The following is a 16,615-nucleotide window of genomic DNA, read 5'->3' as shown; positions in this document are numbered from 1 at the left end:
CCGCAGATACAAGCACCGCCACCGGAGCAAATGCAACCGCAGATACAAGCACCGCCACCGGAGCAAATGCAACCGCAGATACAAGCCCCGCCACCGGAGCAAATACAACCGCAACTACAAACAGCACCACAGATACCTGTACAATAGTGAAGATAAAAGTAGGAGCAAGTTCGAAATCAGGGTATAGGCTCTTTTCTCACTAATAAAATTGAGGAAGAAGTAAAATTTAGAGGTGCAATAGTATCTCACAATGATACATTTGATTGGCAAGCAGAAGATTTTTATTTGAAACATAGTTATGAAGTCTTCGGGATAATTGAAAATTGTTCCCCAGGACATAAACGTTTTTACCTCAAACAGTATTTTTAACTGACCTAATAATTCTTAAGATCATTGCCTCCAATAAATTAGGGGAGCTGATACGCGTATGAAATAAGCTATTTTTTGAGTGATTCTGACCTGAGTTTGTTGGGTCGAACGACCCAAACTACCTCTTGGGTAGGTGACGGAATATACGCTTCTATTCGTTTTATCATGTAGGGGAAAAATGGATTGGATGAAAGTCGAAGTATTGAATCCAAACTTATGATGAGAACATTTCGTTCACCACGTGAAGCTATGGTTCCTAATTGAATGCCATATTTTTTCGAATCTGGAAAAAGGCCATATAGGCTATCGCTTACTGGAAAAGGTACAGCAACATGTGACAAAGAGTAAACGTCGCGTGGATAAGCCAACCCTAGAGGGGAAACACTTTCATTTACGGATCCAGCTTCAGTGACACGTTCGACAACATCAATACTGTCGACATCCGCATTAGTAATAACTACGGTGCGAAATTTTCGTGGAGGTTTATTTAAAAGCCGTGCCACTGCCGTATCTGCGGAAGGGCGTAATAAAAGACCTAATTTAGCAGCGCGATTTAAATCAAATAATACTAATTCACTACCATTTGCAGGTAGGTTGTCATAAAAAGCAGTAATTATTGCGCGCGTACTCACTGTAAAATCCATTACAGACTGGAACGTCAATACAGGAGGAAGTTCAATTAGTCGATTTTCATGGGCAAGGCGTACTATTTGTTGTTGTAATACTGAAGTTAAACGATGAGACTGACTTGCGCCATTAACCGGAAAAGAATTGTATTTAAATGGATTGAATTCAGGAAGAATACTGAGCCAAGCTGCTTTTGCAAAGGGTGGCAAGATAGCCGGTAGGGCAGCAAATCCCGCAAAGCGAGCGAAGCGGGTGACTCCTATCATTGGTGAAATTAAAATAATCTTATCTGGTCGTGTTAATTGTCTATTTTCGAGGGAATCAAGAGTATATTTTAAGGCCAATGCTCCGCCATTAGAAAAACCAACGAGATGAAGGGGTTTTGATGGTCCTATGCGTCTGCGTGCCTCACGCACGGCTAGCCTGGTTGCTGCTAGCCAATCCTCCCATTTGACATCCGTTAACGCGGCAGGTACTGTGCCATGAGCAGGTAGTCTGATAGCAATGGCAACATAACCATGGGCAACATATCGTCTGGCAATATGGCGCAGACTATAAGGCGAGTCAGTCAATCCATGTAAGAATACAACAGCTCCGACAGCAGGGCTTTGGGGTTCAAGTATATAAGAGCGATTCCAATCTGTGGGAAATTTTTCAGGATAAACTGGGCTGCCGGAGTAATATCGATTAATCGGAACATGCTCTTTACGATCTAATTTTTCAGTTACTTCGGTTCGTACAGCGTCAAAAAGAGTGTTTTCTATGCTTATGTATTGTGTCCAATTAAGTTTATCAAGTTCTTTAGCATGTCTTTCTTTTGGGACATAAGTATGCCATAACTCCAAGGCAGGGCCGCGTTGTGAATCAAATATTCTTAACCCGAGCAAAATTACAAGACCTAAGCAGAGAAGCTTAGTTAGTGTTTTTAACAACTTAAATAATCTAGCTCTCATTGATAGGCTCTTTTGATAATAGGATTTAGGATTTTTATCCATCAAGGATATCATTTAGTTTTAATTCTTTCGATGTCTCTCAGAATTATGCCACTTTTTGATATGGTACAATATAGAGCAATAGTTAAGAGAACTTCTCCTTTAAAAGAAAAGATTAAAGCGTTCCTCATAGCAAGTACATCGTTAATCCATGAATACATCAAACAGTGATGTCAATCTACTTTTTTTCCTGTCGGTTTCACATTGATTTTTGTTGGAGTAAGGTTGTTGGTGATACGAGAGACCGTACAATCTACTCGTCGCTGAAGCATGATTTCAACCATTACTGTTTCATTCGGATGAAGAATTTTGTTAATGTCAGCGAGTGAGGAATGAAAATCAAGTAGCTTGTAATAGGCAAGGGCTTGCTCACTTGACTCAGGATACGCCTTAATACGAAACCCCAGATTACCCTGCATTTTGGGGGTATTAATCCCAGATTCCATGATATCGTAGTTAAGAAAATAAGTTAGTTTTCCCTGATCATACTGGTTACGCTGGCGGTCTGCGAAGAAACCTGTAGGAAGTGCATACTCGCTATATTGGGGGCCAGCAGTTAGATAAAGATCATAATCGTCCAAATGATTGCCCCTGTCATCAATAAGTTTGAATATAATCATAGAGTAGCGGTTGGTGATATACTCACGTTGATGCATAAGCGTCTTCACAAGTTCTATATGCTCATTTTTCTGGGTTTCTTGGGTCATCTTACCTAGATCTTTTGCCAATGTATTATAGGATTCACGATTCTTTACTTGGAGGCATCGCAAGACCCATATAGCCGTAGGATGAGTAGCTGCATTGGCCATAGTGATACTGCGTAAGATTCCCATTTTTTTACCGGAATGCGAGCACCCAGGAAGCACCCCAAATGCCATCTGTTTTGTCCGTGTCATTTTGGAGACAACAAGATTTTCACCGTTACTCCCCTCCTGATGTAACTTTAAAAGACTGTAATTCATATTTGTAGCAGTAACACGTACAACTCCATCAGACCCGGCTTCTCCGGTGTAGGAGTTAAGAGCATCATAAAGTTGGCGATCAATTTTCTGACCTGTAAGTACAAATGAATAGATACCATGAGCAGTGCAATCATAATCAAGCCAACTTTCATTAAGTTCCCAGCTCATGTTGCTTCCTAGCTCAAGCCAATCAAGCACATGTTTTCCTGGTTCAATACCTTCAAAAAAACTTTTTATACGGCCTAGCCGTGATTTACCAAGTTGAGCAAGCGCAGAACCGTGGTTGCTAGGAGCTAACATGATAAGATGACTCAATGGGCATTTTGCAAGATTATTCTTAAAGTATAAATCCATCCACTTACGAACAACAGGGCCACCTGTAGAGTGAGTAATACAAGCAAAACGCTGACCATCCCGCAGTTTATCAGCAATTTCCTCACGCACCGCATGATCAAATGCACGTGCTATATCGTCGACTGTTACTGTATCGTCAAAGCTGATATAGCGCCCAAGATAGATATTACCAACCTGAATATTCAACTTTCCATTTTTACTCTGACGTTCAAGCCATTGAGGAAGCTCTCCATAAGTATTGGTATGTGTGACACTCCAGCCATGGACAAAGATAACAATCATAACTTTCCTTAACTTACTGACACTACAAGAGGGAATAGTTGAATCAATCGGTAATATTCGATTATTTTACAATAATATAGCTAAGTAAAATTAAAAACCTGAGGATTGACACCTCCGAATTTATAAACCCCTTTTTGTAAGCCATGTATTTGGTGGCTGCAGAAATTAAATATTAAAATTAATTGAAAGGGAAGTGTTGAACCAAAAATTAAGACATAAATAGCCTGCTTACTGTCATAACCAGATTAAAATTCATTTGAAAATAATTTAGCCTTGGCCGGGACAAAAAGCGCGGTTATTTTTCCTAATTATACGACACACTCATATTCATTTAGGATGTGAAGGCCGGATGCATTAGATCGACCAATGGCTCATTCCAAGAACTCTCATATTTTTTTGATTTGCGTGTCAAAATTTTCTTTTGTGGAGTCTAATAACTCTTGTTCAGATGATTTCCAAAATTTCCAGGTGTCTTTATTTTTATAGGAAAGATAAAATCCTAATCCAAACAATAATACTGCTAAAGTATAACCTGTGGTTTTTAATAGTCTGATACCATCAGAATCATTATTGGCGGTAAATTTATCAATAAAATTTTTATCTTGAATTCTGTCGAAAAACTGAATAAGGCAGCTAAATGCATTTGTATCTGGATTTCTTACGATTTCCCTTGCGTTCTGCGCGACATTAAATTTATCAACTAGTAATTTCAACTCAGATATATCATGATTACCAAGATTTTCTATCATTATTTCTGTAGGTTTTTGCTGTCCGTCTTTTGAATGGCTGACAGCATGACCTTTATAGTGGTAATGAAGATAAACCCCTTCTGGTAAAACAGCAGAGCATATAGCTTTTAATTTTTTTGCTTGATACCTTTCAAAATCATGGTCTAGTGATTTGACCAACAATTCTAACTTTGTTAGTAGTTTTCCTCTTTTTTGTTGTATCAACTGAGGTTGAGTGGAATACCAGTTATCGAAAAAATGGCAATTCATATGGCTTTTTATAACACGAGCCAAATCAGGATGAGACGTTAACACTTTAAATAATAGGGTAGAATCGCCGGTTAACAGACAATTTTTTTTGCTAAATTCACCTGTTCTCAGTATAGATGCTCCGACTATGGCTACTCGATAAGCTTTCAATAAATCAACAGTACCTTCACTAATAAGTTTGCTGGTTTCTAATGCCTTATGCAATTGCATTGAGAAATTTTTCATACCAGATTGCTTCCTGGCCCAAGAGGAAAACTTCTTATTATCTAAAAAAGGTGCCGCAAAAAAATCAGCATTAAGATACATAAAACATATGATTTTTTCTAATTCAGCATTATTTTCATTAATCATTATAATTTCTCATGCATAATTAATAATGATAGCTTAATAACGTTAACTTAATATTAACTCTATGTTCGTAATTTGCTGTAATGTCATTGCCACACACACTTATCATGATTTAAAGGAATCGAATATAACGACTAGGAATTCGAAATTAAGCCTATTTTTAGTGCAATGGCTTTAAAGAATATTGAGGGGCAAATCTTTCTTATTTCCGTCCAACATTTGAAAATAAAAAGAGGAAAAAGGAAAGAAAGACATGCCCATCAATTTAAGCTGCAACACATTCGGACTATCACTCCAAGAAACGATTTTTTTTGTTTGATGCAGTGGTATTGTTGTTTTCTTTTTGAATAGATACTTCTTCTTTGGTTAACATACAAACCTTCAATTTGAGATTAAAATTTTCGCGATTCTATCAATTCAAAATTAAGAGAATATGAGTATAAATAATACTTATGCAATTAAAATGGATTCAAAATAGTTGTGGGTGAAGAAATAATCAAGGTGAAAATGCAATTTATACTTAAAAAATGAGAGTATTAGGGCAAATTTTCTTGAACACTCCCTTAGTATTTTTTCCAAATAGGAAATAACTACATTCCAAATCAGATGCTTATAATAATTAATCCAATAGTGTATTATTTGATCAATTGAGTTGTAGCGTTGAATCATGCCATCTATCAAGGAGAAGTAATGTTATTAAGTACCGATGGTCAAATTTTAATTAGAGTTAATGTGGAGGAGGGCGATATTCTTCAGGACTCATTTGTGATTCCTGCGGGTGTGACCATGGTTGAAGATTTGGCATTTCTCTGCACCAGCTTCAAGAAGGTCACTCTACCTACGAGCGTTATTAAAATTGGGGATCACGCATTTGCAGGTTGCAGCAATTTACAGCAAATCATCCTTTCTGCGAATATTACTTCAATTGGAAGGGGGGCATTTATAAACTGCAGCAATTTAAGGCAAATCACGCTTCCTGCGAGTATTACTTCAATTGGGGAAGAGGCATTTCATGGCTGCATGTGTCCCATTCTTATTGACAGCAAGGATGAGGCTGAACGTGAGCGAATTATCGGATTATTGCCGCAGAAACTCCACCGACAAGTAGTGATGCATTCAAAACAAGAACATGAAGTCTTAGAGATAACCAATTAAAACAATCCTAAGTATATTCAATTTGTCTGCCATTAGTATTTTTTTTCTGGTGATATAGCTTCTGTAGATCAATAGAAAACTGATAGTATAATTACTGTCTTGATAAACTCTGTTTCAAGACAGTGGATTTTACATTGTTCTATTGAATTGTGGTTTTTACCATGGTTGCATTTGAAAAGGAGAGGGATTAGTGATTTCTTGTTCTTCCTCATTATTTTCAATTTCGTCTCTTGCAGTAGAAGGGGAGACTTTTGATTGCATTGAAAGTGGATTAGGAGCACAATTTTGATCTTTCGTGAATTCATCATTTTCGTGTGCTGTTTCCACCAGGTTATTTGCTAATTGTTCGATAAACGCATCGTATAAGCTTAATGAAGGCATGCTAATACGAAGATAAATTATGCTGCCTTCCTCATCGTGAGTAATGTGTATACAGTCATCAGAAAGATGATTTTCTTCTTTAAATTTATAGAAGTCTTTTATAATCGCTTCCATGAAATTTTTTAATTCCATTCTTTGTACTTCAGTCAATGAATTAGATTCACACACCAATTTAATAGTAAGCGTCATTGCTTCACGATCACTCTTAACCAGCAATTGTCCTCGGGCGATCAACTCCGCAATTATTTTCGGATCAAAACTTTTTTCATCAAAATCACCAGAATCAAACACGGCTATCAATTCATCCTTAGTCTCAACTCCTTTGCTTGGTTTAGTTAGCAAGTTATCTGCTCCATAACTCCCTTTTTCCTTATAGATTTTATTAGAGTTGGCACTATCATTTTCACTGTCGCCAACACTTCCTCCATGCCCAGAACAAAGACGCTTAGGCGCAATTTCTTTAAAACAAATCCGGCAACGTATTTTTGCTGCTTCCTCGGCAACCTCCTTTTTTTCTGCTTCCTTTTTGAATTGTTGTAAAGCTAATTTTATAGAAGAAGTCTTGCCTTCGTCTGTAGTTATGGATTCAGAAACAGGCAGATACTTTTCTTTGACATTTTTCATGAGAATACTCCAGTACAAGTTCATAATAATTTCATCTGAATAAAAATTGACTTATCTGTAGTATACCGAGTTAAAAATAATTATTTGTATGTAAAATGTACAAAAATGCCGTGTGTTTGCTTCTATACCTATATTTATGCAAGACTTAACTAAACGGCTTTTCAGGCTAATCGCTTCAATTTTTTGCTTATTAAAAGGGTTGAGACAGGTCGAATGAAAGAGAAATCAATATTGCTTGTAGAAGATAACATGAAGTTAGCAAATTACCTCAAGGAAAGCCTACAAGAAGCAGGTTATGAGGTATCTATTGAAAAACGCGGTGATAGAGCGGTCTATCGCATTATTCGTGAACAACCTGGTATAGTAATATTAGATATAATACTTCCTGGGATGAATGGAGATCAAATATGTCACACTGTTAGAGATGACTATTTGGGGAAAATACTTATGTTAACTGCTGTTAATGATATTGAGAGCGAAGTATCCTCTTTGAATTTCGGAGCAGATGACTATCTAACTAAGCCTTTTGCAGACGAAGTTTTAAAAGCAAGGATAGACGCATTATTACGAAGACCAAATTTAGTTAATAATCAAAATCAATTTCAATTTGGCAATTTTTCTATCAATTTTAGTACTAAAAGTGTTTCTCTCTTTGGCAAAGAAGTTTTAATAAGTACCACCGACTTTGAAGTTCTTGCTTTGTTGGTTAAGAATCATGATCGGTTGCTTAGTAGAAATAGCATCCAGTACGCTATTTCGGGACACGAATATGATGGGGTTGATAGAGGTATTGATTTAAAAATATCTCGTTTAAGAAAAGCACTGAATGATAATCGTAAAAAGCCTTATCGTATAAAAACAATTCATAAAAAAGGATACGTATTTGTCTCAGAGGCTTGGTAAGGAATGTGATTGGCTTTAGCGCACCTAAGCAGTTACCCTGACAATAATATCCCTACGAATCTCTAGTAGGTTTAATCTTGTTTCGTTCACTTTATTGATTTAGATCGATTAATACCAATCGTCTTTGATATGGTGCTGTCTCTTGATCGCATTCCCGCTTAAGCGGACCTAGATCGTCTGAAGCCCCGGTAAGGGATACTGGTCTGTACAATTTATATACATATCAAAAAAAGACTCTTGATAAAATTGAAATATCAAAACTTTTATGGAATTCATCGATATGGCTACTTCTCCCTTAATAATTGCATTACAAGTAATAACTAAGTTGGGCCATGTTCCCGCTGTGAGTTATGCGTGTGTCAAACACCAAAAAATAAATGCGCATGAGTTTGAAAGGACTTCAATTTCTGTTGGCAAAAAAAATGCTCAATCCAGCGACTCTGAAATGGCAGTAGATGATAAAACCAGATTTCCAGCATCTTCCCTCAGCAAAATTGTTTTTACCTATTTGCTGTTGCAAATGGTTAAGGATAAACAAATCGATTTAGACGAACCATTACATAATATTCTGCAATATGAACGATTCTTAGTAGACGGTGAATACCCTAAAAAAGCTAAGGAATTAACAGCTCTACATGTATTGTCACATACTACAGGCTTACCGAATTTTGGGGCAAGTTTATCTTCGACTTTAAGGTTTGATCCCGAATCGGAACTGGGCCAAAAATACTCCTATTCAGGAGAAGCTTTTCTGTACTTGCAGAAAGTCATTGAAACTAAAATGGGTAAAGATTTAGAAGCGTTGGCTCAAAAATATGTGTTTGGCCCCTTAGATATGAGGCGATCGACATTTATGCCTCCACCAGAGGAAGACGACAATGTTGTAGCAGTGCATACTGCGCTAGGAAATTCCACCCCAATCTACGTAGGAGATCCTCCCATAAATGCTGCTGGATCGCTACTGACAACGGCTGGCGATTTTTCGAAATTCATGGTTGCATGGTTAAAGAATATGAATGATCCTCTCATCGAACAAGCATTTGAGCCAACGAGCGCTGATGACTTTATGACATGTGGTTTGGGCTGGCATATTTATAGACATGATAATGAGGTAATAGCATATCAATATGGTGAAAACCCTAATACGCGAGCTTTTATTGCACTCAATGTCACAACTAAAAAAGGTGCAGTATTTTTTACCAATTCAGCAAATGGGATGAGTATTGCAAATCAAGTATTCAGTTCCGCTCATTTGACACCTATCGGTAATATGCAAGAGCTTTATAAATCCTTACATTATGCTCAAAGCGATGAGCCAGGATGGTATGAAACAATTTCAGGAAAAATTGCTGAGAATGAGGACAAATTTGAAGAGGCTAGAGTTTGTTTTGAAAAAGCCATTGAGTTATTACCCTCGGACGAAACCAAGATAAGGCGTTTAGAATGGTTTAACGCGGTACATCATCCTTCTACGGAAAAGGAATTTACTTCATCATTGAACGTATTTGTGGGAAATTATAAGAATCGATATAACGATGATGTGGAGATGTCCATCAGAGAGGGTAGTTTGATATTCAAACAGTTTGATCAAGAGAGTAAACTTGTGCGCTTAACAGAAAACGAATTTTTGCCTGAAAAGGACCAATCATTCAAAATAAGATTTGATGAAGAGCAAATGAGCATGAGCTATGTCCATGGCGGTCCTGATAAAATCTTAACAAAACAGCCTTCACCAAAGTCTCTATTACAATACAAGGATGAAGTGAAACGATTGAGAGAGTCTCACCCTGATTATATGAGCTCGAAAGTAAAATCCGGAGTAAAAACAGAATTTTATATGTGATGTACAAAATCAAGGCGCTCTAAACTCATCTTGGTAGTGAAATTGTGAAGCGAGCGCCTTTTAATATCGGTGATGGTGTAGCCAGAACCTGGCCTTCATGGAGAGTAACAACTTTTTTAACAATAGCTAATCCTAAGCCAATATGTTTATCTCCAATTTCGTCGTTCTCAGCAATTGTGTATTCAGAAAAAAAATCATCCCCACTATAATCTGATAAGCCAGGGCCATCATCGTCTATGTGAATTAAAATACGGTTATCATCCAATGAAAGGGTTAAAGAAATATGACGAACTGCAAATTTCATGGAATTTGTAATCAAATTAGTTACAGCATGTTTTAAAATATTTTCATCTATGTTAGCTTTTAAAGAGTTTAACTTAGTTTGAAATGTTATTTCAAAGATTGATGAAGAATAAGGTTCTAATAATTTTCTTAACCATAGTATAATATCGGTCTCTGATTGTTTTAATTTTAATTCGCTTGAATGTACTTTTGAGTAAAACAAAAAAGTACTGATGATGCGATTCATATCTGCAATATCTTCTTGTACGCTGTTCATCTGTTTAATGAGTACTACATTTTCTGCGTTTTTCCTTTTGATGCTATCTGTTGCCATTTGTATGGTTGACAAAGGAGTTCTAATTTCATGTGCGACAAATCGGCACATCTGTTTATGTGATTCAATTAGTTCTTTTAACTGCTCTCCCATGTGAATGATATTTACATAAAGGCCATACAAAACAGAGGTGGAGCCTATTTTCCGATGAAAATCAAAGTTTCCTTGGCTAAAATTTTTAGTTATCTGATATACCTTCTTCATATTTCTCACAAAAAGCACTGAGAAAAAGGTAATCAGGCACAAGGATAAGAAAAAGAAAGCCAATATAAAATAATACATTACATCACTGATTCTTGACGTAATTGGCAGATAGTTAAGCGGACCAATTTTGAGTACTCCACCACTAAAGCCATAATAGAGAATACCAATTTGTGACGAGTTTTTCTTTGTTTCAAATTCTATATGATTTGTTGATAAAGAATTAATTATAGTACTTGGCAATTTTTTACTATTGGTTTTATAAACATGAAGTGGGAAGCCATATATTTTTTCTAGTTTTACTATTTCTTTTTCCCAAGTATTTGTCGGTTTTAATAATAAATATGTTACGATTTGTGTTAAAGCAGGATTCATATAATGAAAAATAATCTGGCTTGGATCTGAAAAATAATAAGCTAATGCAAATGGAGTATTACCAATTTTTTTATACGCTGTATGTTCTACAATGACCAAGTTGAGAAATTGATAGGTTGTCCCTGATAAGTAAATTATCTCACCATTATTTAATTGGACATTCTGAGTCGGGGTAAGTTTTAGGTTGTCAATGGCTATAATATGAACAACATTATCTGTCTTGTTCTTTATTATTGCATCCCATTTTGATTTCGAGTTATTAATTAATTCATTTTCTAAACTAATTAAAAGACCTTGTGACATTGTTTTCCCTGAGTTAATAACTATTGCTGTCTCGACCGACTTCAAATAGTTAAAAAATGCCAAAACAAAAATTAAAAAAATCACAAAAAAAGCAGTCAAAATTTTAATATATACATTAAATTTCATGAGCTTTAACCTACTTTATTATAAATTCTCGAATCTTTTGCTGTGACTCTGGATCCTGCTGAGCAAAGAAAAAACAAAATGGGTACCGCATTCAATCCAGAAACGCTCTTTTTCGATGCTAATCGTTCGTAGGCGAATACACCATTATAAAATTTTACATCGGAATCATGTGTACCATGAATCATTAATGCAGGGAAACTAATTTTAGCGGCATTCAATATTTCCCAGCTATAGTATCGATCGCAAAGAATGCTTTCGTTTTTGTGGATGTCGGTGGAATTATTTAAATATAGTTTAAAATTTGATACTAATTTTGGGATAAAATGTCTATTAAAGTATGAGAATAAGGATCGAGTACTAGTTGCTCCTTTTGAGCTTTAGAAAGTTTTTTAATATAACGCTCTATACGCATCGCCGTTGATTTATCACCTCTTATCTCCCAGCTTTGAGCAATTGAGAGAGGTCTAAAGCTTCGCGTATATTTTCCACCTTTCCCTGCAAGGTGATCTTGAAAACGTCTTTCAAGATTATCTGTATATCCTGTATAATAGCTTTGATTGCTGCATCGTAAAATATAAACCCAATAGATTTTCTCAGACATGTTGCATGTATAACTCAGATCTGACTTATTCGGACTATAAACCAGTTATACATCGCTAATCAATATATAGGGTTAATTTGCGATAGATATGATTTTTTTATTACCGACTCTTCTCTATTATTTGTAAACGAATTCCTTTTTCTTCAATATTGATCAAACCTCTTTTATAAAGTTGCCCCAATGCACTTTTAAAATTTTTTTTGCTCTCTGCAAATATGTCCTGAATTTCTGAAGGGGGGCTTTTGTCATGTAACGCTAAAAAACCATCGGACTGTTCAAGCTTAGAAAGAATACGTTGCGCTAATTCATTAATACTGCTTTGTCCTATTTGTCTTAAAGCAACATCAATTTTGCCGTCTTCACGCACCTTCTTAATGTATCCTTTTATCTCTTTGCCATAAATTAATGGTTGAAAAATATCTCCTGTGTGGATTAATCCCCAGTGACTGTTGTTGAGAATTACTTTTCGTCCTAATGGGGTGCTCTCTGCAATAAGTAAACTAACTTCATCGCCTGCCTTAAAATTAGCAGCTGTCTTATCCAAAAAATAATCGATCTTTGAGCTAGCAATAATGCGTCCCTGATTATCTTGCTTTAAATAGACAAGATAAGATTTACCCTTTTCCATAGGACGGAGTTGTTCTGGCTTGGGCACCAATAAATCTTTATCTAATCCCCAATCAAGAAAAGCTCCTACAGGATTCACATCAACCACTTTTAAAAAGGCACAGCTGCCTAGTTTCGCATAAGGACACACTGTTGTTGCTATAATTTTGTCGTCTGAATCAAAATAAACAAACACATCGAGCACATCACCAACCAAAGTACCTTTAGGCACAGATTTATTGGGTAATAAAATTTCCCCCCACTCCCTTCCTTGAAGATATACCCCGAAAGGAGTTTCTCGTACCATTTTCAATTTATTAAACTGCCCAATTTTTATCATCAGCACACTCGTTTTTCTAATATTTAGTCAAGCTTAACACAGAATGTGTTTTTTATTTAAATAAGTAAAACCGTATCAGATAGACAGAATTACCAACGACTAGCTATAAACTATTTGGCAACTTAAGTTTTTAAGTGGAAGTTTAAGGGTTATTTTATTCACACTTAAATTGTGTAGTTGTTCTATTTCATTTTAATAATAAATTTTATCCTAATCTAACCGCCAGATATTTTTGACGATAAGTAATATTGATCTAAACTGCAAGAAAAGAGGTTTTTTAGGAAAAGGAGTTTGCTTCATGAAAACACTGAGTTCTTTATCAGGAAAAACAGTAGTTGAGTTGATGAAAAAAAAAGAAGTTTCGTGTGTAGAAGTAATGCAGGCACATTTAGAGCAGGTTGCAAAAGTAAATCCTTTAATAAACGCTATGGTTCAGCATTTATCTTCAGAAGAAGCTTTAAAGCAAGCAAGTAGTGCAGATAAAAAAATTATTAAAAATATGGAGTTAGGTAGCTTGCATGGACTACCCGTTACTATAAAAGATGCACGTGAAGTGAGTGGTTTTTTATGTTCTTATGGAAATCAAAGTCCAATTAATTATCTTGCTAAAAAGGATTCAACAGTCGCTGCACGATTAAGGAAAGCAGGAGCAATAATAACAGGCATTACTAATATTCCTGATTTTTCTATGTCTTATGATACCGATAATGGTTTATACGGTCGAACATGTAATCCTTATGACTTGAATCGCTCTCCAGGAGGAAGTAGTGGTGGCGAGGCGGCACTTATTGCTGCCTGTGGTTCGTATTTAGGTATTGGAGCTGATAGTGGTGGAAGCATCAGACAGCCAGCACATAATTGTGGTATCGCAGGCTTAAAGCCAACACTGGGCTTAATTCCTGATACCGGCGTTTTTCCTGGAAATGGCTCTTATGGCATTTTTAAATACATCTTAACTCAAGGGCCTATGGCTCGTTATGTAGAAGATTTAATCCATGTTTTGCCCATACTTAGCGGTCCGGATGGAGTCGATCCAAATACGATGCCCATTGCTGTAAAAGATCCGGGGCAAATTGATTTAAGTCAGCTACGTATTGCCATTTATACAGCGAACGGCATCACCGCACCACGAAAAGATATCGTAACGGCTGTGAATAAGGCAGGTAGTCTGCTTAAGTCTGAAGTGCATAGCATCGAAGAACATTATCCGCAAATTACTAAAGAAACGTACTCGATGTTCGAGGAATTGTTTTTCTATGGAGGTGATGGGGGGCAATGGTTAATTGATCGTATGAACAACATGCACGTTACTAAAGTAGAAAAGCCTTTTCAAGCAATTATAGATAGAGCGGCTCTTTGTAATTTTTCAGTTACTGAGTTACGTCGTCGCCTAATTTTAGTCGAAGAGTTTAAATATACGATGATGGAGTTTATGCGAGATTATGATGTGATTATTTGTCCTGCTGCTACTACCCCTGCTAATTTATATGAGCAAAAGATTGAGTTAAAGGAAGGTTTTGATTTGGCCTATGATTTGACTTATAACTTACCCTATAACATTACTGGTTGGCCTGCAGTGGTGGTTCGTTGCGGAACTTCAGAGGAAGGGCTTCCAATTGGGGTTCAAGTAGTTGCTCGAGCTTGGCGGGATGATGTGGCACTTGCTGTAGCGAAACGTTTAGAAGAGTTATTGGGAGGTTGGCAAGCTCCGGATCTAATATAATCGTATAGAAATATAATGTGTGTATATTTGTGGAGTAACAATTTTAAGTGGTTAGCTGGTGAGTTAGTGGTGGAAAGGTGGCTAAGAATTTTTTATTGCCCTGAAATAAGTTTAAATAAATGATTCTAATTTAAACTAAAATGTACAATGGAGGAAATTCCGTGGTAAAGATTGCAAAAAATTTCTGTTAATCAAATAGATATGGTGCATGTTTTACTTTGAGAACGTGTGATGGCTCATTAAAGATTGTTTCAATCTATTGAATAAGACAGCGCTCCGGTGTTTCATCCTGCAACGGCAATGTAACAAAACCACAGGATACCTTCTCATGTTGAGTATGCTTCTCTTTATCTTCACTAGATTTCAGTAGGGACTGTGAGCGCACTTTGGGCATGGTTTCTTTGATACGCTCTAGCGAAAGCTCATCGGCAGGGTCAATGAATAATCCGGCTCTCACATGACTGAAACAAGGATTAATCCCATGCTCAGCCCTAAGTTTATTCTCATTGATATTACCGCGATCAATTGTCCATAGCTCTTCTATACTTCTTGAGAACAATCTTTCTATATACATTTTGTCGCTGTCCAAAAAAGCCATTTTACGTCTATCTTTGCCTCTAAAAAAATGTAGCGTATGTGTAAACTCATGTCCAATGGAGATAAAGGCAGGTTTGAAAGCTAAACTCGTTTCTTTCCCGAAGGTTAATGCTTGTAATGTAAAGCGAGAGTCTTCCCAAAAATTACGAGGATATAAAAGTTGCATTTGCTTCCATATCGTTCTGGGATAATTAAAAAATTTTAATACTGGTTTTGCAGAAACATCAGTCATTGCTCCGGCTTCAGCAACACCTGAGTTTGTCACAGGAGTAACACATAACATAGGGGGATTTTTTTCTTCAACTAAAATGCGACAACTGTGTTGATCTGCAAGCCGATTTAATTTGATAATCAATCTCTGTCCGGTTGGTTGAGATAATAGTTGACGGACAAACACTGCAATATGTTCTTTCTCTTTGCTTTTTTTATCAAATACCAAGAAATTATCCATAAAGTAATGATATTGCTCGCGTAAATATTCTTCCGGATGCGATTGTTTCTCTTTGGGGATTAACTCCATGTTGAAAGCATTGAAAAATAAAAGTGGGTTTTGTAAATGTACATTATGTAGTGCATTGAGTTTTTGATTCAGCCGGCAGACTTCTTCAAATAAATCTGTTAAAACAATACCTGTTTTTACATCTTGGTTACTATCAAATAATGCTAAAGTCTGATCAATACGCCGATAGATAAGATGCTCTAAATTATCAGTTTGCTGAATAATATCGTTTTTCTGCAAACTGGTCATATCAGTTAGAAAAGCATCAACTTTGGCCGCCAAATTTCTATTTTCTAATCGTTCTTGCTGTAAATATTTAGTGTACACTGAGCATTACTCAATCATTATTATTCCAGTTTATAACACAATGATGCTTCGTTTATCAATAAATAAGTAAGAAAACTGTATTGGGGGGTAATGATATGTGCGCTATTGCAAAAATCTTCGGCCTAAGCAATGTGCTAATAAGAGATATGCCAGGTTCTTTGGTGCAATCTTATTAGGGTACTTTGGGATCATGGAATAATCCGAAGAAGAAGCATTATATAAAATCATAATCCACTTGGAATAGTACTAATCTCTATAAATGATACATTAATTAACTCATTAAAAATGATTCAATAAACATTATGTTTTCTTAATGCCCACTTAATATATATATTGTACCATTGATATTTTAACTATTACAAAGGGTGTTTCATGTTATCAAAGGCGGTCAAAATGTCATATGAAGGACGATTCTTTGTTCCAACTGTTGAGCTAAAAGAAAGAATAAGATCAAAACAGGAAG

General features: G+C 36.2%; 12 protein-coding genes. 4 read left to right on the top strand and 8 right to left on the bottom strand.

Features of this window, described 5'->3' with window-relative positions; genetic code table 11:
- Positions 1-437: 437 nt before the first annotated feature.
- From Lpar_RS00065 to Lpar_RS00055, 3 genes are all read right to left on the bottom strand, one after another.
- Positions 438-1,949 (bottom strand): alpha/beta hydrolase, encoded by a 1,512-nt coding sequence (locus Lpar_RS00065; protein WP_058516117.1) that lies wholly within the window; start codon positions 1,947-1,949, stop codon positions 438-440.
- Between the two features lie 212 nt (positions 1,950-2,161).
- A complete protein-coding gene (plaB, locus tag Lpar_RS00060; RefSeq protein ID WP_058516116.1) occupies positions 2,162-3,586 on the bottom strand; it encodes a phospholipase PlaB in 1,425 nt (474 codons plus the stop codon).
- 386 nt (positions 3,587-3,972) lie between these two features.
- Entirely contained in the window at positions 3,973-4,935 is a 963-nt protein-coding gene (locus Lpar_RS00055) for a hypothetical protein (protein ID WP_058516115.1), read from the bottom strand.
- A gap of 687 nt (positions 4,936-5,622) precedes the next feature.
- Here Lpar_RS00055 and Lpar_RS00050 point away from each other — a divergent pair.
- Positions 5,623-6,087, top strand: coding sequence for a leucine-rich repeat domain-containing protein (locus tag Lpar_RS00050; protein ID WP_058516114.1), 465 nt, complete (start codon positions 5,623-5,625; stop codon positions 6,085-6,087).
- Between the two features lie 156 nt (positions 6,088-6,243).
- Here Lpar_RS00050 and Lpar_RS00045 read toward each other — a convergent pair whose 3' ends face one another.
- Entirely contained in the window at positions 6,244-7,092 is an 849-nt protein-coding gene (locus Lpar_RS00045) for a hypothetical protein (RefSeq protein WP_058516113.1), read from the bottom strand.
- Between the two features lie 213 nt (positions 7,093-7,305).
- Here Lpar_RS00045 and Lpar_RS00040 point away from each other — a divergent pair, with 213 nt between their 5' ends.
- Both Lpar_RS00040 and Lpar_RS00035 read left to right on the top strand, forming a co-directional pair.
- Positions 7,306-7,995, top strand: a complete 690-nt coding sequence (locus tag Lpar_RS00040; protein ID WP_058516112.1) for a response regulator — start codon at positions 7,306-7,308, stop codon at positions 7,993-7,995.
- A gap of 265 nt (positions 7,996-8,260) precedes the next feature.
- On the top strand, positions 8,261-9,838 hold the full coding sequence (locus tag Lpar_RS00035; protein WP_082650306.1) for a serine hydrolase: 1,578 nt from the start codon (positions 8,261-8,263) through the stop codon (positions 9,836-9,838).
- 25 nt (positions 9,839-9,863) lie between these two features.
- Here Lpar_RS00035 and Lpar_RS00030 read toward each other — a convergent pair whose 3' ends face one another.
- The 3 genes from Lpar_RS00030 to Lpar_RS00015 form a co-directional block, all read right to left on the bottom strand.
- Positions 9,864-11,459 (bottom strand): sensor histidine kinase, encoded by a 1,596-nt coding sequence (locus tag Lpar_RS00030; RefSeq protein ID WP_058516110.1) that lies wholly within the window; start codon positions 11,457-11,459, stop codon positions 9,864-9,866.
- 307 nt (positions 11,460-11,766) lie between these two features.
- Entirely contained in the window at positions 11,767-12,060 is a 294-nt protein-coding gene (locus Lpar_RS00020; protein ID WP_058516108.1) for a GIY-YIG nuclease family protein, read from the bottom strand.
- Between the two features lie 100 nt (positions 12,061-12,160).
- Positions 12,161-13,006 (bottom strand): CvfB family protein, encoded by an 846-nt coding sequence (locus Lpar_RS00015; protein WP_058516107.1) that lies wholly within the window; start codon positions 13,004-13,006, stop codon positions 12,161-12,163.
- A gap of 298 nt (positions 13,007-13,304) precedes the next feature.
- On the opposite strand from Lpar_RS00015, the gene Lpar_RS00010 reads away from it, so the two are divergent.
- The gene (locus Lpar_RS00010) at positions 13,305-14,729 is read left to right on the top strand and encodes an amidase (protein ID WP_058516106.1); all 1,425 of its coding nucleotides are present in this window, start codon (positions 13,305-13,307) and stop codon (positions 14,727-14,729) included.
- Positions 14,730-14,985: 256 nt separating this feature from the next.
- On the opposite strand, the gene Lpar_RS00005 is transcribed toward Lpar_RS00010, so the two are convergent.
- Entirely contained in the window at positions 14,986-16,152 is a 1,167-nt protein-coding gene (locus Lpar_RS00005) for a hypothetical protein (protein WP_058516105.1), read from the bottom strand.
- Positions 16,153-16,615: the final 463 nt, after the last annotated feature.

The organism is Legionella parisiensis, assembly GCF_001467945.1.
GTDB classification, from domain to species: domain Bacteria; phylum Pseudomonadota; class Gammaproteobacteria; order Legionellales; family Legionellaceae; genus Legionella; species Legionella parisiensis.
This window is presented reverse-complemented; position numbering and strand designations above follow the sequence as displayed.